Source organism: Nocardia sp. NPDC057455, from assembly GCF_042802775.1.
GTDB lineage: Bacteria > Actinomycetota > Actinomycetes > Mycobacteriales > Mycobacteriaceae > Nocardia.
Genome location: NZ_JBHVDM010000020.1, coordinates 14089 through 34445, shown reverse-complemented (window position 1 = coordinate 34445; position 20357 = coordinate 14089). Strand labels below are relative to the sequence as shown.

General features: G+C 65.3%; 1 protein-coding gene (running past one end of the window). It reads right to left on the bottom strand.

Annotated features, from left to right (window positions below):
- Positions 1 to 115 precede the first annotated feature (115 nt).
- A protein-coding gene (locus ACFU5M_RS11070) for an amidase family protein (protein WP_379047403.1) crosses the window boundary here: on the bottom strand, positions 116 to 20357 show its 3' portion. It continues 13937 nt past the right edge of the window; only the last 20242 of its 34179 coding nucleotides appear in the window; its start codon lies off the right edge, out of view — the gene reads right to left on this strand; its stop codon occupies positions 116 to 118.

Genomic DNA, 20357 nt, shown 5'->3' with positions numbered 1-20357 from the left:
GCCACTGGTCTCGCCACACACCGTCGAGTAAGCAGTGCCCGTCCGCGGTGGCAACGCACGACATGAGGTGCTCAGCGTAGAGCGGTCGAAGCCGGGACCGTCCTCCCTCTGCTTCTCACGGTTGCCATGAGCGAAGAATCTCGAGTTCCGCGCGTGGCGGCAGTAGTTCGGTGTGTCCGGATAGCAAACGCACCTGGATCACGGCCTCACTGAACTCGGTCTCGATGAATTCGACCAGTTGAGGGGTGAGTTGTCCGGCGGCGGCCAGCGGCGCCAGTTTGACGGTGTCGTTCATGACCCGCTTGAACTTCTCGAGTCGGGTGAATGTGACCAGATCGGGGCCACCACCGAGTTCGCGAGGCACCTCGATCCCGGGAATGAGATGGCGCAACCGAGCCCAGTCGTAGGCGCTCGGACCGGTGACGGCCAGCTCCCAGTCGAGCAGTGTCACGCGTAGCTCGTTGCTGATGAGGAAGTTTCCCGCGTTCGGGTCGGCATGCAGGATGTGGTGGCGGGACTCCCGCATCGATCCGGCCTCACCGACCAGCGGTTCGAACGGATTTCCGCGGAGCAGGCCGAACTCATCGAACAATTGTCCGAAGCGGGCGTAGTGCCGACGATAGAAATTGACTGTGTACCAATCGATATGGTTCAGGAACCAGCCACCCGTATCGCCTCTCGCGACGCCTGGTGGTGTCAGTCGGCTCAGCAGGGGATCGTCCTCCGGCATCGCGCGCAGCTGCTCGTGGATGTTCGCGAACGCCCGCAGTATCAGACCCTGATGGGACCGGAACGTTCTCCGGTCGGCTCGCCGGAATGTATCGGTGAGATTGTTCCCCCGCGCAAGCCTTTCGATGAGAATCGGCGCCGATTCGTCGATCACGCGCCCGTCCGGCATGTGGCCGGTAAGGACTCTCAGCAGTTGGGGTGCGTTCCGAACGTAACGAGAGATGACGGGGAGGGTTTCGTGTTCGGGTCCGAAACGTGGATCGTAGCTGCCGGTATCGGGTTGACCGATGCGCAGGACCAAGCCGAGGTCTTCGAGGATGACCGTCGTGTTGTAGGTCCCCGACAGCGCATCACGAAGCAGTGGTTGTGCCGCTCGGTACACCGTCAGGCCCTCGTCGTGCGTCATGGCGAATCCACGGCGGCCCCCGAGCGGCCGGTACTCGTGCGCGGTGAGCAGCTGAGACAGATCGCGGACGGTGGTGGGGGTCTCGATCAGCGGAGCGGCTGATCTGCTGGAGACGTCGGGTGCGGACTCGATATCGGCGCCGTGTCCGACCATGATCAGTCCAATGGTGTTCGGATCGCCGTTCCGGTCGCGGTGGGGGTTGAGCGTGTACACATGCTCGGTGCCGATATCGAGCTGACTGGCGGTGGGGAGCCGGTCGCCGACCGAGCCGGGAACGAGAACGACCTGGTCCACAGCTCGACTGAGCCACAGGGTATTGGCGGCCGCGCGCAGGACAGCGATACCGTCGCCGTGCCCGATCGCGGTGGATTGTCGCACCATCCGAGACCACATTTCGCGACTGCCGTCGAGGGCCAATTCGCGGGTCGCGTCGTAGGTGATGAGTTCCCGCGCCACGACGTCCCCGGCTACGTCGCGTGCTTCGACGACGTTTTCCATTGCCCTGGTGCTCGGCCCGCCGGGGTGGGAAGGAGCATCGATCCCGCGCGGCAGGCCGACAGTGAACATGACCGCTACGTGGGCGTCACGGGGCGCATGCCGCTGCGCCGCCTCGTACTGCTGGCAGGCGCGAACCGACCAGTTCGACAGATCGGTTACGAGCGTGTCGATTTCGGTGACGTTGAACGCCATGAAGGATGCGCTGTCGGCTTCGCCGATCGAGACGACAGCTCTGCCCGTACCACCCTCGGCGATCGGATCGTAGGAGATCAGCAGCACCGGTGGCGGACCGGAGCCGGGGACGGCAAGTCCCTGGGACCTGCGTCTGACCTCTGCCAGCTGGTCGCGCAGCGCGGCGAGCTCATGCCGGCGTTCGGGTGCGATGCCGGGGGATTCGAGGTCGCGGGCGAACGATAGCCGATTCGCCAGATCCCGCGCCCGGTATTCGATGCCGGCGGCAGCTCCGATGATGTGGGGATACTGTCTCAGCACCGCCAACTGCATCTGCGACACCGAAAAGTCCGTGGCTCCCGCCAGCAGGGAGCCGATCGTTGTGTTCCCGCCGGTCCAACCTCCGAGCTTTGTCCACCATCGCATATTCTTCGAGACGATGTCGAAGGTGTTTTCGAACAGATCCGGGGAATCGGTGTGGCGTAGCAACGACGAAATGCCGGCCTCCGGTCCCCAAACGCTGTGCAGCAAGTCCGCTGCGGTTGCGGCGAGGGCACGCTCGTCATCGGTGATATCCCAGTCCCACGGCAGGACGGGGTCCAGCCGGTGCTGCCGAGTCGCGTATTCGATTCCCGGACGCTGGCTACCCAGTCCCCACAGCGCCCGCACCCCCCAGAGAAATGATCGGTGGTGGGAGGACTCCGGTCCGATGCCGAAGAAGTCCGACAAGGTTTTATGAATGCGCTGCGCCCGGACTTCGGGCGATCTGCGGTCCGCGGCGATTATGTCTTCGTAGAGTCTGTGTACGTTGTCGGCGGCCTCCTGGAGCGCATAGATGGCGGAGCTGCCTGTGAAGCGAGTGGTGGCGTCGGCCAGCAGGCCGTCGACCTCGCTCAGATAGTCCAGCCCCAAGGCGTGACTGCTGGTTGGCAGTAGGTAGAACGCCGCATCGAGCAGATGCGGCAGGGCAGTCGCGGCCGTCGCGGCGAACAGCCGGTCGGAGCCGGTTCGCGCCCGATCGAGCGCAAGGGCGTGGACGGGCAGCGACTCGAAGATCGCGGCGTACTTCGGCGAGAATTTCTCGCCGGATCGCTGCTGAAGCAGCGTGTTCATGAAATCGGCCCAATCCGTGACCATTCGAGCCATCGTCGGGCTGCGCATCTGGTCCAGTAGGAAGGACTCCACAAGCCGCACATGTTCCGCATCGAGGATGGCATCCGGCGGGAATGCACCCTCCTCGAGCCAGATGCCGTGCCGCCCGGCTTCTTCGATTTGGTGTGCTATTTGCTGAAGATGTGCCGGGACCGTGTGGTGCACAGCGCCTATCGACCAGCGGTGCCCGGTGGCCGTGCGGGCGACAGCGAACACGGCGTCGAGCACGGCCGTCACGGCGCCGTGCAGGTCGGCGACGGTGCGCCGGTTCGCCCGCAGCCAGTGCCCTAGGGCGAACAACTCGCGGTAGGTGGTCGGCGCGGTGGTAGGAACGTTGTCGCCGAGGCGGCGGGCCGCTTCCGTGACGATCGCATCCAAAAGGCGTGCCGGATTGATCACAAGGTCGGTCACCGATGGCGTTTTGCCACGATGGAACGCCGCTATCAGTTCGGTAACCGTGTGGGTGAAGCCGACCAACAGGTGGTGCAGATCGTCGTCGGAGAGGCGTGCGGCCCAATTCTGGAGGTCGGCGAATGTGGCCTCGACACGGAAGGTCGACAGCGCGGCGTTGGCGATTCGCTCGGCTTCGCTTCGTCCACTGCCGAACGCGCCGCCATTCGGACCACTCGGGTTCGCGGCATGCGCCAGCACACCGTCGGGCACACCCCGCGGCACGCCGCTGAAGGGATCTGTCACTGCCGATGGCGGACCGAAACCGAGCCCATCCAGGCCATGGGCACGTCGCGGCGGAAGATCCAGTACCGCAGCCGGATCGAAGGGCGCATCGGTGCCCGGACGAAACGCTTGCGCTTGCCGGGCAGTCCTCGGGCCGTCGGGTTCGGCAACCACGAAGGGCGGTTTTTCGCGGTCGGTGCCGGTGGACGTGGATGCGTCGGAGCGCGCCCCAGTTTGCCGTACCAGCCGGTCAGCGAGGTCGCGGACCTGGATATACGTTGGAATCGGTCGAGTAAGGCCATACTGCAATTGGTAGGGGCGGCCCAGCGCAAAGGCCACGCTCATGCCCATTTCTTCGATCCGGCCGGCATCGGGATGGGGCGAGGTCGCTTCGTCGACGAGGCGGATCGTGTCGAGCAGCACCCTCATCACGTCGAGGAGACTGAAGTATGGCAGGAGGTAGTGGGGGATGTTGTCGCGGCCCACCACGCCGGGCGCCCGATGCTTGGCTACTGCGAGTTCGTAATCCGGTGGCCCGTACAGAGCCAGGCCGAGGTCCACGATCATGCCGGTCCACAAGACGTTGGCTGTCGTGATGTCTGCGTGGAGGACGCGGAACGGCTGGTTGCGGAGTCCGCTGAGCTCTTGCTCGAGGCTTTCGACCAGCGATTCGGAGAGCCCCAATTCGTCGAACGCGACTCGATACGGCTCGAGTTCGCGGTAGTGCCGGTGAACGCGCTCGAGGTATTCCATCATCATCCGGAAGAATCCCACCGAGTCGCCGGATTCCGGATAGTTCGCGGGAAGCCGCAATGAGCCCTTGCGCCGCGGCAACGAGTCCCGCTGAACCTGGACGCGGCGGCACAGCTGCACCAAGGTCGACATGGCCGGGAGTAGCTCCTTGCCGAAGACATTATCCACCGGTTCGCCGTAGATCCGCCGCTGGATCGTGAACGTGACCTGGCCGTTGGCATTCCGCTCCACGTGCAGCACCTGTGGCACCGGCAGCCGCTCGCCGGGCAGCGCCACCTCCGCGATCGCCCGCAGCGTCTGGTCCTCGTCCGGCCAGAGCACGAAATCCAGCGATGCGTGCGATGGCTTGGGTATCAGCACCGCGTAGTCGCTGATCAGATAGACGTCTTTTTGAGATCCCGAACGCTTTTCGCCGTATCGCACCCCTGCCTCATGCAGCGCCCGGGCTATCTCGGAGGGCATCACCTGGCCTTCCTCGCCGCCGAGGTGCCGGTACTCCCGTTCCGGAAGCAGGTTTCGAAGTGCGGGAAACTCCAAAAAAATCGCCTCGAAAGCGACCATGAAGACTATTTCGTCGAGGTCGGACTCGTCCGAGTCGTCGCCGATACCCGTCGCCGCTGTATGCGCGGGTTCCGCCACGTAGAGCGGCTGGTCGAGCGCGCCGCGGGCAACGGCGTGGTCGGTCGGGTTGTCACGAGACGCTGAGGTTGTCTTGCCTGCTGCGGGCTCGTCGAGGCTCTGTCGCGCAGTGGTGTGGTCCGATGGCGTCCCATCCCGTGGCGCGGGCGAGTGCGTGCTGGTCGTATCTGAAGCGCGGGCTGGTCGGGCAGGGTGGTGCTTCGCGGCGCCGTCTCCAGCGGGGGCGGGCGGGACAATCGGGTCGCGGCCACCGATGCTGCTTGCTCTGGAGATAGTGGCAGCGGAGTCCCGGCAGGCCGCACAGTTGTCCAGATGCTCCTCGACCTCGACTCCTACCTTTCGGCCGAGGCCCTTTCGTGCCCGCATGCCGAGTTGCTCCAGGGTGGATCGGCATGAATCCAGCAGGTGATGGGATAGTTCGTGGAGCAATACCCGGCCGGCTGCCGCACCCTGACGGCGCAAGTACGGACGGACGACATCATTCAAGTACTGCACCTCGAGCGGCTTGGAGGCGATCTTGTCGAATATGGCAACCGTCAGGTAGCGCGTCAGCAGGAAGTCGGGGGATTGCGATTCCAGCTCTCGGCAGCCGGGATAGTGGACGGTCCACAGCGCGTCGTGGCTGAACATCAGCCACAATGCGTACTCCTCCGGAGTGAGGACGGGATCACGTCCCGCCACCATGAGGTTGTAGCCTTCGGCATAACTGCCCGCCACCATGAGGTTGTGCCCCTCGGCACGTAGCAGGCGGCCCCCCACGTAGGCCAATTCTCCCTGGCGAATCTGCTTGGTCTGGGGCAGTTCGTCCCCGGACACTCTCCTCCAGAACTTCTCGAAGGCCGTCATCTCCTCCACGTCGGCGCGATCAGCCTCGCGTACCTCCGCGTCGGAGTGCATGGTCCGCTTCTTCTCGGTATCGATTTCACCGCGGCCCGGAATGACCCGTCGCTGCTGGATCGTCGCGGGCCCAGGAGTCGCGTTGGGGGCCATGAGCAGTCGCTCGGCTCCGAGCGTCAACCGTACGGCTGCGTCGACCCCCGCGTAGAGCGGGGTCCGGCGAATCGCTCGCCTCCTCATCCAAGCTTTTCGCTCGCTGCTTTCGATCCACTCCCGGCCGGATAACTCACCCTCTCGAGGCAGCGGGAATTCCCAGAAGTAGGGAAAGATCTCCTTCCACGGACGCAGCCGCTCCATGAGTTCTTCCAGAGACGGATCGGCGGGCATCACATGCGCGGCGGGCACGATCAAGCTGTTGGTCGGGTCGGCGGGCACGATCAGGCCGGCGGGAGTTATACGAATGCCGCCGCCGGTGTTCTCGTGAGCACCTGGCTGTGCGGCGGGGCGAGATCGGTTCTCATCGTGGTCGGTCGTTTCGATCTCGTCCCCGGGCGTCGGATGCGCGGCGGGTTGACTGCCCGAGGCGTTCCCCGCTGGTTCGTGGGCATCTAGTGGTCGCTGCGGCCGGCGACCGCCCCGACCGACCGCCCAGGCGTCCGGTCCCAGACGAGGGTCGGCAGCATGGACCATGCCGGGGTCGAATCGCCCGCGTGGGGGCGGCACTGTCGATAGATCCCCGGCTTTTCGTCCGGGGATGTCCAGAGCCATCCCGGCGGGACCCGTCCCCGGTACTCGATGCGAGTCGAACGGATTGGTCTGCGGTGCAGTTGAATGCGCCTGCTGGGTAGTGGCTTCCGGATGGTTCGATGCCTTGGGCGAACCCCGGCCCGCCGGATGCACGTTCGCTACGGCGCTTACGCGCACCGCACTCGACGATGGGGAATCAGGGGTGGCATCCGACAGATCGACCACCACCGGATAGTGATCGGTTTCGGTGACCACGATGTCGCCGCGGGTCCTGCGGAATTCCGCGGAAGTCATCACTTGGTCCGGCGCACTGCCCCAGGGAACGGTCTCGGTCGCCGGATCGAGCGCGGCGGTGAGACCCAACGCGCCGATCAGCGCTCGATATACCGAACCAGGGTCATCGGTGTTGAAGTCGCCGAGCAACACGATCGGACCACCCGCCAGGGACCGCAGGCCATCCGCCAGGGAGTGCAGCAACTGCTCGATCGCCCTGGCATGCGCCGCGCCTTCGACGTCCTGGTGCTCCTCGTAGCTACGGCCGAAGAAACCCAGGGGCGTGGGGTGGAGATTCACGAACCAGGTGCCGGCGATCCGGACGGCTTGCGCGTACCGGTCGAACTGCTCGTCCGGCTCCAGTGCTCGACCCCCGAGTGCGAGCTCGACGCCCGTAGCAGGCAGCAGTATGTCGACAGCGGCCTCGATCGGCCGATCGCTGAGCACGGCAAGGCTGATCGCCTTGGTCGTATCCATGTGTGACGGGCACATCACTGTCTCGTATACGTACTGATAGCCGTGCATCTCAGCCAACTGCCGTGCGTTCGATCCGTCCGGGCCGACCTCCGACTCCTGCAAGAAAGCGACCTTCGCGCCGATCTCGCTCAATACCCGGACGAAAGACGGCAGATCGTCGACATAGTCGAACGCCTCGGCGGAGCGCGAACGGCGCGCACCCGCGATATTCCAAGTGAGGAGGCGGAGGGGATCGTCCCCAGCGGTATCGGTCACGACATCGCGACGCTCCGGCGCGGCCCCCGGCTCCGAGGCCCGTGTCGTCGCGCCCGGAGCCACTGCACGATCGAGGATCTCGGCGATGCTGTCGCTCGCAGGACGATATTCGCTCGGCCGAAAGACGGTACGGCCGGATCGCGGCGAGTCGGCGGCCTCCTCGATGACATCGAGGGCCCACCGGCCGGACCGGGTGATAGTCGCCGTCGCGGTCGCCCCCCGGCCGCCCTGGCCCACTTCCCGCACCAGCGTCTCCGCCAGCGCCGCCGCTTCGTTCGCCGCCGGTCCGATGTGATTCCAGAAAGGGACATCCGGTCTGATCATGATGAACGCCAACGCGCGGACCGTGGCCGACGCATCGTCCACCGGACCGATCCGCACGACCCGGGAACCCACGACCGGATCGTCTGTGGGGTCGGCGCCGGCGCGTTCGGGCACGCCCACCGAATCGCCCCGGAGGTGGAATTCGAAGAGCACCCGGCGGGTGGTGTGGTACGACTCGGCCCGCCAGCTGGTGGCGCCGGTCTCCAACGTCCGCAGAAGTTCCGGGGACAGGTCGGCGGCGCCCTCGTGTTCGACGGTGACCCGCAGTACGTCGGCGTGCGGCGCCACGACGGCTGTCCGGGCGGCCCCGTGCCGAGCGGCGTCGGCCACCACAGCCGCGGCTATCTCGGACGCAGCCGTCCGTGCGGTGATCGGCCACCGGGGCGCTACCTCTTCGATCGCGGTACGGACCGATTCCTCCGCCGCTGGACTGTCACCGGGCTGGTCTCTTGCCTCGCGGCGTCCGCGGGTCGTATCAGGGTTGCTCGCGGTGGTCTGAGCTGCGGACTGTGCCGCGGCGGTCGACGGAGACTGCGATGCGGTGATCGGCCCGGCGGGGGCCTGGTGCGGGATGCCCTTCGGTGTCGACCCGTGCTCCGGCCCGGGTGTGTGCTCGGCCGCGTCTGTGCTGGGAGACCCGAATCCTGGGTTCAATCGCACGGTGACGAACCGTGGTCGGTACTTCGACACGTCGCCGACGACGCCCTCGAAGTCGAGGCTGTTCACGTTGTAGCTGACGATCAGCGTGTCCCCGGACCGCAGGTCGGGATGTTCGTGTGCGTTGTAGGCGTATACGTTCGGGTCGCCGAAGGATCCGGTGGCGCCGGCCTCGGGCGCTCGGTACACCAAGGTCGGCGAGGTGAAGGGGCCGGTGGGCGAATCCGACAGATAGGCCCAGATCTCTCGGCTGAAGGCGGCCGTGGTGTCTTGGGTGATCAGCAGGTAACGGTCGCGCCATCGGGTCACGCTGTATTCGTTGGCTACGCCGGGCATGATGCGGGCGGAATCGTTTTCGTTCGGCGTCCAACCTTCGCCGTCGAAGAACTCCCATCGCGCACGAAGGTCATCACCGGAGACCCGGGCCACGTGCATGTACTTGTCGCTGCCCGATTCCTCGGTGCCGTAGACGTAGGTGTGGGTGCCGTCGTAGTCCAACCACGCCGACCACATGACTCCTGCCTGCGAGGGCATCGGGGTGAGATCGATCAGGCTGAGGTCGTCGGCGTCGAATCCGGCGAGTACGTTCTCGTCCCACGTGAGACCCCACATCAGGTCGTCCGGGTCGTTGTTGACGAACCGAACCAGCATGATGTTGAGGACGTTTCCTGTGACGTATCCGCCTCCCACCCAGAGCATTTGTCCCTTGGGGGAGGGCACCACAGCTGTTGGGGCGTCGGCCGTCCCACCGTGAACGGTCGACATCCGGCCTCGGTCGTCCACGACGAACGTGTTCTTCACCATCGGGCTCGTCGCGGGCCTCGACCCGTCGGGATGCACGGTGCCGAGGAACGTGTCGGAGAACATCCACAGATGCCGACCGTCCGGCAAGCGCCGTGAGTACGTGCTGTCCGCGCCTGTCCATCCGTCGCCGGTGTCGCCGTACGCCGAGAGCGCGGCCGTGAGCTCTGTGTGGGGGACCGCCTCCACAACCAATCCCTGTCCGGGTTCGGCAGTATCCGCAAGCACCGACGCCGTCGGCTCTCCCCGCACCCGCTCCGGCAGCGAATGCGTTTCGGCTTTCTCCTCGCGCCTGCTCACTTCCGCCCCGGGAGGGGAATCCCGCCCCAACTCGCGTGCGGCTCCGAAGAGAGCCTCCGGGTCGCCGCCGCGAGTGGGGAAGACGGACTCGGCCACCATTCCGGGGCCGACCATCCGCATGCCCAACTCGGTTTCGTACAGCGTGTGGTGGTGCGGGATCATGAACGCCGCCACCGCGCCCTGGAAGGCGTCTTTCCACTCTTCCGGCAGGCCGAGCCATTCGAAGCGCGACATCAAACGAGCCGCGCTGCCCGAGATTCCGGCGGCCAGTGGAATGCCGCGCTCGACGGCGACCGTACGGAACCAGGGGCTGTCCGGTTCGAATTCGACGAGCGCCACGCCGGGTCGCCAGGTCAGGGGAACGGCATAGCGATCGGGGTCGAGCGCCAGCGCCGTCGCGGCATCCACCACTCCCTCGTCACGGTAGACGAGCACGGCCTCCACCAGGGCGTTCCCAGCGTCATCTCGGACGCGTCGGCCGTTGTCGTCATAGCGGTAGAGCGGTAGTACGTGGCTGACCTTGTCATCCTCGGCCTTCAGTGTGGCTTCCAGCTCCTCCACATCTACCCGGCCTCGGCGCCGGGGAAGCGTCGCGTCCGGATCGAGCCGGTCGATGCGCAACGCGTGCAGTTCGCCGGGGACCGCCTCCAATTCTCGCTGCGACAGTGGCATTCCCAGCAGCGCCCAGTCCTGGACCGTCAGGTGCCTGCGCAGCATCATGTCGAGCGTCCGTTCCTTGCTCGCCTCGCCGCGCAGTTCGTACTCGTCGAAAGCGTCACGTGCCGCGGTGCTGTCCAGCACCGCATGGCTCACGTCGCGCAAATCGAGTGCCGTGACGGTCGTTTCGTTCCGCAGGACCGATGCCCGCACGTCGCTCAGGGCGGCGACATCCAGCCCCAGTTCGGCCGCCTTCCTCTCCCAGCCGGGCTCATTCAGCAGTTTCGCCAAACCCTCGTCCAGCGTCGTGCCGGCGGCGGCTTCTCCCAGCTGCGCGTTGCGGATCATCGCGTTCAGCACAGCCGACATCAACTCGCGAGGATTACCGTCACGCCGCAGTTCCCGCAACGACACCGAACGCTCGACCATGCCGCCCCACAGTCGGTTTTCCGGTGCGTAGAAGGCGGAATCGATCTCCTCAGGAGTGGCCTCCGGGTGCAGGGCTGCCAGTACCTTCCACAACCGGTCCAGTACCGCGACCGTCACTTCCCTGGTTTTCGGCAGGTGGTAGAGCCGTCGCCCCAGTTCGACCTCGACCCCCATCCGCCGTGGTCGCCATCCGGGCTGTTCCGCGGTTTCGGGTGGGGTCACGGGGGCAGCCGTCGCCGGATGGTCTTTCTCCGGACCGCGGGCGAATCCACCGCCGTCCGCGCGGGGTTCCACGAGCCTGTTCATTCGTTCGTGTCTGGGAATCGGACCGCCACGGTCCCATGGTTTGCCGCGTTCGTCGAATGGATCGACGAGGTCGGGAACGCCGCCGATCAGGCCGACGCGCGAGGCAGCGGCAGGCCTGCGAATCGGGTCGGCGGTGCCATCGGCCGCCACGGGTCCCCGCCCTGCATCCGTTTCATCGTCGACCGTTGCGGATCGTTGCCGGTCGATCGGTTCGTGGGAATCGGTGACGCGTCCGGTGGCCACCGTCGTTTCCTTGTTCTCAGCTGACCACTGGTGGTACAACTGATCCGCGAACTGGGGCCGCGGTCGTTGCACCGCGTGGGCTTGCTCGAATGCGTAGGCGTAGCCGACCAGCGTCGGTTCGCTCCATGCCGCGGCCCGGAAGCTCACACTGACGTGCTCTCCGGCTGGATGGTCCGGGTCGGCCGGAGTGCGGCCCGCGGGGACGATGATGGCTGGGTATCCGGCCTTATCGCCCATGATCGTTCCGTAGTCGTACGCGGATACCAGTGCGGTGAGGTCGTGCTCGGCCATCACCGCGTCCATCCGGGTTTTGCTTTCGGCGAGGTCCAACTGGAGGTCTGCGCGGTATTTCGCCGTGTCGATGCTGTCCGGGGCGAGATCCATCGCCTGCGCAGCGAGGGCGAGGTCTTGGCCGTACTTCAGCGCTTTGTCGGCATGGGCATTGTTGTAGGCGATGATGTCGGCCAGGTTCTTCATCGGCGTGTTTGCGGGCAGCAGCGAAAGGTATGCGTTCAGATCCCGCTTGAATTCGTAGGAGAACACACTCGACCAGTTCGGGTCGCTGCCGGTGAAGCTGTGTGAGGTGTCCAGGTCGACGGTGATCAGGGTTGCGCCCTGGGCCTTCAACGTATTCAGCGCCGCTTCCCACAAGGGGCGCTGCGCGGAATCCTCTGACGGGATTCCCAACGCCATAACGCCGATCCGGGCACCGCGGAGGGCTTCCGGATTCAGGTCCGCGGTGAAATCGTGGCCCACCAAGGGATTGTGTGCGGTGGCGGGGTCTTGTGGATCGACGCCGACGAGCGCCGTCAACAACATCGCGGCTCCGGTGACGTCCGGACTGATCGCTCCTGGCGTATCACGGGTGGTGGCGATGGGTACGACGCCCGCGCGGGACACAGCACCGACGGTGGGTTTGAGTCCGACAATCGAGTTCCAGTTGGCCGGGCCCAACACCGACCCGGTTGTTTGAGTGCCGATGGCGAGCGGCACAAGCCCGCCCGCGACACCGACAGCAGATCCTGAGCTGGAGCCCCCCGGTGTCAGAGACGAGTCGATCGGATTGCGGACCTGACCGCCATAGGAGCTGTATCCAGGAGGCAACGTGCTGCTCAGATAGAACGCGAACTCATTGAGGTTGCCATGGCCGAGGATCACCGCGCCCGCCTTACGCAATTGCGTCACCAGCGTGGCGTCCGTGGCGGGGTACGAGTCCGCCAGAGCCACCGAGCCCGCGGTGGTCGGCATGCCCGCGATGTCGATGTTGCCTTTGATCAGGACCGGCACCCCCAACAGTGGGCCGTGCGCGGCGCCGCTCCGCCGGAGTTCATCTGCACGGGCAGCTTCCTCGAGTGCCTGCGGATTGATGCCGATCACCGCGTTCAATGCCGAAAGCACTTCGATGCGTGAGAGACATAGCCGGGTCAATTGCACGCTCGTGATCCGGCCGCTGTCCAGCAGCTCGATCAGCTGCGTGCTCGTCACCGAGACAAGATCCAGCGCCGACAGCGCGTCCGAGTCGGCATCGTGACCGCCGATGCTGATCATCCGCTCGTTGTCTGTTGGCGTAGGTCCGGCTGTCGCCGAAACGGATTGGTCGCCACGGCCGAAAGGACCGCCGTCCGCGGCAGCATCCGGGCCGTCTGCCCGTTCGCCTGCGTCACCGCCGTTTCGCAGCGTGATCGCGGTGACAACCGTGCCGTTCTGTATGTGGAAGCGGCCCTGGTACATCGGGTTGACCGCCGCCGAAGCGTCGACCGGCAATTGCGCCTGGAACGTCCCGGTCGTTCCGTCGTCGGTATCTGGGTGGAAGGTGACTTCGACCTGGTTGTGCCTCAACTGGTGTCCGGTCAGCTTCCGATGCAGGTCGAGGACGTTCTCCTTGGCGCAGATGTGCACCTGATCCCAGTGCACTGCCGGGAGCGTGTGCATCAGCTCGCGCATGCGAGAGCGCTCTTCCCGCTGTGTCGTCCTGAGCATCAGGTCGGTCCGAAGGGTGACATGTGGCTTCGCGTCGAGACCGATGGCTCGAATCGTTCGCGCCTCGCCGAGGGCAACGCCGGTGAAGTTTTTTGTCTGCACGGTGGCTACGACCAACACTTCGGGCGGCTGTGGTTCGCCGTTCGGTCCTATCGGGATCGATACCCCGATATGGCCTAGAGCCTGCAACGCACGGTCCATGGAGCGTCGGAGATTCAGTGCGGAGCTGTGTTCGTTCCCGACGACTTCGGCGGTGACCACGTCGCGCGGCACTACGGACCGGAGCGAACCCGTGTTCGTAGCTCCCGCTTCGATGGGATCGGCCGCGGGGGCGGCGGATGCCTGCACGGGCCACTTATCTCGACTCGTGATCCGGGTGCCTGCCTTCCTGCGGCTGACCAGATACCCTTCGGCGCCCAACTGCTGGTAAGCGGCCGCCACGGCGGATGCCGACGACGTGCCCAGCTGTGCCGCGAGGTCGCTCGCAGGAGGCAGCGTTCGCCCCTCGGCCAATCGCCCCGAACGGATCGCCCGGCGTAACTTGGCGACCATCGTGTTCCGCCGCTCGCGGGCGCCACTCGGTGCCGGTTCCTCATCCGTCCACGTCACGGCGAAGACCTCGAGCACTTCGGCGGGAGTCAGCCGTTTGGTTTCCGGATCAGCCTCTTCGTCGAGAATCTTGGCCAACGCTTGTACACCGCGGTGGTGCAAGTGCTTGGTCGCGTTCTCGCTACGGTATCCGCCGGTTTCATCGCCGATCTCAGCGAAGGTCAGATGCTGGAGGTACCTGAGCTCGAGAATCGTCCGTTGGTCCTCGTTGCGGATCCGGCGGATGGCTGCCTGCAATTGTTCGAGCTTCGTATCGTCGCCCTCGTCCACCGCGGCGAGCGCGGCTTCGAATGCCGCTTTGACCTTGGGCAATGCGTTCTTGTCGATCGCCGGCCGGGTCCGGGCCACCATCGAGTCTTCATCGGGCGCCCGGGAAAACGCCTCGTTGTCGGGAGGTAATGCGCCGGCGTCGGCTGGTCGCAGGGCGCGCCCGCGTGCCATGTCGGGGTCGGCGTGCGGGTTGTTTTCGCCCAGTTGCTGTTGTCTCGATACCAGCGTGCTGCCGCTATCGCGGCGGGTCAGTGCCAGCGCGTGTGTGGTTCGCGCCGCGAACGGTGGTTTTTCCGGGTCGAATACCTTTTTCGGTTGTTGTGCCTGCCGGTCGTGGATCCAGATCTGTTTGCCGTCGTTGTGCATCAAAAAGAGGTGTCCGATCGCGGCGCCGACGGGGCGGGCGTTCACGAGCATTCCCGCGCCGGTTCCCTGACGGGTCAGCAGTCGCGCTACTTCGGCGAGTCCGCCGTCGAAGCGCTGGTGGTGTGCTCCGGCCAGCCAGGCCACCGCTGCTGGGGGAACCGGTCCGGTGACGTCCGTAGGTTGTTGGACGTCGAATCCGAGGTCCCGGGCATCCGCGAACGCCCCTACCGCGCAGACTGGGTCAACAGCGCCATCCGCCGTCTGAGGGGCGGCTGACCGGCTCCGGGCGGAGTCGGTGGGGGCCTGCCCTACCGAGGTCTGGGTATCCCCCGAGTATTCGAGCAGCGTCATCCGTCGCTGATGGGCGGCCTCCACGGTCTCCGCCGAATGCGCGGTATTCATCGCCAGGACCTCGGACGGGAAGGCCTGGATCATCGCCGCCCGCAAGGCCGGTGTCAGCCGGTCGTTCCACCACGACGCGAGGTCGGTTCCCGGTGGGCGTTTGCCGGGCGTGATCAGCCATTCGGGCGTCGCGTCCGCACCGAGTTCCAGCAGCGCGTACGGCCACAGGAGAAGCTGGTCCACGAGGAAGTGCTCGACCGTGGGTTCCGGTCCGATCAACCGTTGGGTGGCCTGAACGAGATTGTCCTCTTCGTACCGAATTATCTCGTCGAGAACGATTTTGCCGGTCTCCGGCGTGAGTCCACCCTGTTGTTCGATGCTTGGATTGATCGGCCCGGAAGCGTCCCGTGCTCCAGGATGATCATGGTCGCCGATGCGGTCGTCGTGGGGTAGTCCGCGCGGTGGATCCTGGATGGTTTCGCTGCGGTCCTTGTCCGCGGTTAGGCCCTTGTGCGGTCTCGAAATTTCGAACCATACCGCCTGGTGCCAGCCGTCCCCGTCGCGTTTGTAGAGCTCGATGCCGGCCCGGGGCAGCCGATAAGGACCGTCGGCGGTACCAGCGCCAGGGAAGAGTGCGAGCCCGGATCGGCTGGTGATTCCGTTTCGAGGTGTCGAGGCGGCATGCGTGTCGCGCAGGGTGACACGAAGTGACTCATCGTTCGTCTCCACCGCGACATGGACCCTGCCACGGCGCTGCCGCACCGCATCCGTGACCATCTCCTTCAGCGTGGCGGACGCGAGATCGGTTTGCTCGATAGGCCAGCCGGAAAGTTGTTCGGCCAGCCAGGCTGCAGCGGTCTCCGGCGCTGCCTGTGTTTCGGATGCCGCCCTTCGTGACCTACCTGCATCCTCTGGATCGGCGCGAACAATCAGTTCCGTCCGTTGCGTTGTCGCGATGGAGGCAGATCGAGCGGCTGGGCGGGATGCGTGTTCCGATGATGCGGTGTCACTTCCCGCCGCCCAGGCGGCGCCGGATTCAGCCAGCCAGGATGTCAGCTTCTCGTGTAGAAGGCCCATCACCGCAGCGACCGACTTTTGCTCCCGTCCCACTTCGACAACGCCTCGCGCTGTGACGAACTCGCCATGTGGAGTCAGCTCGATCCTGACCGGGACGGGCTCGCGTCGAACGGAATTGACGATCAGTGTGATCGACTCGCCGTCGGTTGCCGACTCCCAGCTGGAAAGATCGACCCAGAAGACGATGCGGTTGCCCTCGCTGTCCGTGGCGACCCCGTAGCCGGAAAGCAGTTCGAAGGCATCGCCACGGTGGCCGACCACGTCGCCGACCGGTATCTCTGCCGCTCGACCTCGCCACAGCAGGCCTTGGTGCTCGGAACCGAACTGTTCGTCGGGCTCAAACCTGCTGAGATCGGCCCCGCTTTCGTACAATGCGTCGAGGATCTGCGCCGGAATCATCGGGTCGCCGTTCCACTCCTCGAAACCCTGGGAGAAGGTGTCGAGTTTCTTCAGTCGGCCGCTGATCGTCCATGTACCGAAACCACTGATTTCGTCCAGCGATCCACCTTGCGCGAGGAACGCACTGAGCAGGAACGCATGACTCGCGTCCGCCGTGACGAATTCTCCGGTGGCGAGTAGCAAGAACGGGTCACCCTGAGAACCGGCGGTGTGGTAGGGCTCCCCGTCAGCCCCGCGGAACCACCCGCGAGAGTCCACTGTCGGCCGGATGAGGTCCAAATCCGCATCGTCATCATCGGACTCTTCGAGGGCGGTGGACGCCAGCGTCACTGTCTGGTATTTCGCCCGGCGCGGCGACTCAGCTTCGGATGTTCCCCTCGGTTCGGGCCCGCCCGCGCGAGGCCAGCCGCCGCCGACCGCATCGAATTGCGCGAGCTTGTCCACTCGCCTCGGTCCCGGACCGCCGTGATCCCAGGCTCTGCCGAGGTCGCCGAAGGGGTCTTCGAGGTCGGGAACGTTCATAGCCCCCAGCGGCGCTGCGGGGCCGGCAACCCGTCGCGGTGCGGGTTGTTTGTGCTCGCTGCCCGATTCGCGGGTCGAATACCTATCGGTGATGATCAGGCGCTCGATGGCCAGGTCTTCGTCCGAAAGTCTGCCGCTTCGCGTCGTGCCATGCATATCGACGTGCTCGAACCCGCGCTTATGCTTCGTGGCCAGCGGCACTACGAACCGATCGGTATACACCCCGTCCTCGGCCACTCGTCGTCTGATCTCGTCCTGGGCCTGCCGGATCAGATCCCGCGCGCGGTCGTGTTCGTCCTGCCCGTATATGTGATGCGGACCCGGGACAGGGATTTCTTCGGGTAGGTCGATGACATGTCGTTCGATCCACGCTTCGTCGTATCCGGCACGGCGGAACGCGTCGCGGATGGGATCTGCGACTGGACGGGGACGGAGGTCGCCGGTTTCGGGATCGACGACCGAATACTGCTCCCACGGCACCTGAATCTCGGTGTAGCAAGGAATGATGTAGGCGTCATCGAGCGAATAGGCATAATACGGACTCCCATCCAGGGGCCGGAAAACCGCGTCGCTGGCCAGATGACCGTCGTTCTCATCGGTCGTCTTGAACTCGGTGCGCAATGGTGTCGCCGCCATGATCGCACCCAGCGGCATGACGATGATGGCACCGAGCGAATCGGGCATGCGGGTTCCGTTGTCATCGCGCAGCCGCCCGGCGTAACCGATGTAGTCGCCGAACGTCTCTGTGCCCCGCCAATCGCCTGGCTTGATGAAGTGCACCCCGTCGGATGCGCGCGCGTTGGCGGTGTTGTGAATATCGTCGTGCGCGCCCGAGCGGATCAGGCCGTCTGCGGCGATGGCGCTGATACGCGGTGTGAAGTGCAGATACAGTGTGTCGGCCGGGTCCACGTACCATCCGAAGTCGGACCGGCGCTCGGACACCCCCTTCGCTACCGCGGCGGACAGATCATGAGCGGTCGCCGGGAGATGTGCCAGCGTGCGCACCCGTGCTATCGCGTCTTCGAATACGGCGATCGTCTGTGTGTCTTGCTCACGCCACAAGAACCCCCGCACCGAGGATTCGGCGTAGATGAGCGCGGCGGACTGTTCCGCCGAACGCAGCGCGTCAGCAATGACGTTGCCGACGTATCGGGGCGCGGTAACGACGCTGGTTATGGCATCGAGCACTTCGTCCCGGCTGCGCAGGCCCCGATTGAGTTCCGAGAGCAGCGGCGCCAACGTATCGTCCGCGATAGCGTGCCATCCGTCGGTGATCTGCTGCCGCGCAGTCGGAACAGCAGACCGCATGGAACCGATGGTGTCGAGCAGGCGCTGTATCGTCCAGTTCGAGCTGCGGCTGGAGTACCACGCCCGCTGCACACTCTCGGCCCGGTCCCTGAGTCCGGATTGCAGCGTTGCGATGGCTCTTTCTATTTGAATGGCCGAAGGCCGATCGGAAAGCAGTTCCGTGAGCCGATCCCGAGCCGCGGCACGTAAAGCTTCGGAGTATCGCTCCTTCGCCCCGGGATACAGGGCGGACAATCCGCTCCGCTTCACCGCGACAATCTCGGCCAGCACCTGGATATCGCTGTCGGTGAGATGGTCGCGAGCAGTGATTTCCCGCAGTGTCGCGATCACCCGATCCTGTTGCTTCGCCGTCTCGGGGTACGCGGACATTCGCTGATCCAGGAACGCGTTCAGCTCTGCGTGGATGCCGATCAGTGATGCAATGTCCACCCTTGCCGCATCATTGATCAACGGCGCAAGTGCGTTCTCCAGGTCGCGCACCTGGGTTATGACCTCTGCGACCGCCTGATCGCGTTCGGCCAGCGCACCGGACAGTGCGGCGGTGTGCTCGGGTGTGAGACGAAGCCGCTCCGGCGTGATGGCCGGCTCGGGTTCTGTGGAGGCCGTCGGAGCGGGATCGGAACTGTTCGCCGGATCAGAAGTGTTCGCCGGATCGCTGTCGGTGTTTGTCGCGCGGGCTGGCTCGGCGTGGTTCGGAGTTTGTCGATGTTCCGGTCGGGGTTCGTGTTCGCCCCAAGCCCGGCCATTTTCGGGGTTGTGGTGGAATGCGAGATGGGCGTCAGGGGGAATGATCCCGAACCTGCGCCTGCCTGCGGGATGCTGGAAGCGCTCGGGGGCGAGGCCGGCCGCTACGGCGGGGTCGACATCGAGGTCGAGATGCCTGCCGTCGACCTCGGTCGCGGAAGCCCGCGGCCGAGCGTGTTCCTCCGCGAGCGGTTCGGACTCGTTGCCTTCCTTCTCCGCTGCCGGGTCGAGGGGCACGGTGATCGCCGCGCCGGTCTTGTCGAAGAACATCGCTCGCGCGGCGGGCGGTCTCGGCGATCCCGTGGAGGGAACGTGATTGGCATGAAGCAGGTGCTCGATCGGATTGCGCAGCTCGATCCGCGTCGGCCCGTCCGGCGCGGTGCGGCGCACCAGCAGGTAGGGATCTTGTCCCGGCAGGACGACAAGCGCCGAGACACCGTCGCCTCGATTGCCCGGCGTCTCGTCCCACGCCCGTAACCAGGCCGCGATCTCACCGGCATCGGCGAAGTGCTGCGGTTGTCCGCCGGTCGCGGCTGCCAGGGCCTCGATTGTCGTGACTTCCGGACGAAGGCGGGACGGTATCGCGATGTCGTCGCGGCCGGTGACGTCGCGGAAGTCCTGCAACAGCAGCGATATGTCCGGATCGCCGGATGCTTGCCGCTGTGCCCATCGCGCCAAGAACTCTGCCGGTGACGACCCGTCCCGTGTCACCGTCAGCCAATGCAGCACTCGCGCGGGATGGGTCAACGGCAAGGATGATTCGACCGCACCGGCCCTGGCCCCTTCCGCCACGCCCTCGACCGGGTCGAAAATGTCCGTCACGGGGTCCGTGAACGTCAGCAGGGAATAGTGGGGTAGCAGGGCGAGCCAATCGGAGTACCCGACATCGGCCGGTATCAGATCCAGTTCACGATAGAGCTTGTAGGCCGCCCGCAACATCGCCAGTGCGAGGTGATGGACCCGCCAGTTACCCTCGTCCGCTACGACGTGGATGAACTCGTGGTGGGTCAACTCGTAGATCATGTCCTCGGCCGACTCCGCCCAACGGTGGTCCGCGACCTGTTCCGCCCACGCCCGCGCGAACTCCGGATCGGTGAGAATCTTCTTGTTGAGGGTGACGGTTACGTAATAGTCCTTGGTATCGGAAGTTGTGGTGCCGAAGCTCTGGGTCAGGCCGAAGCCCGGGATACCGTCGTCGAACCTGAAGTACCGCAGAGCAAACCGGTCGCCGTATTCCGCGATCCGGTCTCGTAGCGCACGGTCGACGGACTCGACGGCTTGTACTGTGACGACCGAATCCGCCCATCCCGAGAAGCGGATGTGGTGATCGTCGTACAGTTTTCGAACGATACGAGCCTTCGCTTCCAGGTCGCCCTCGGGCGGCGGCTCGATGACGCTGTCGCCGCTGGTT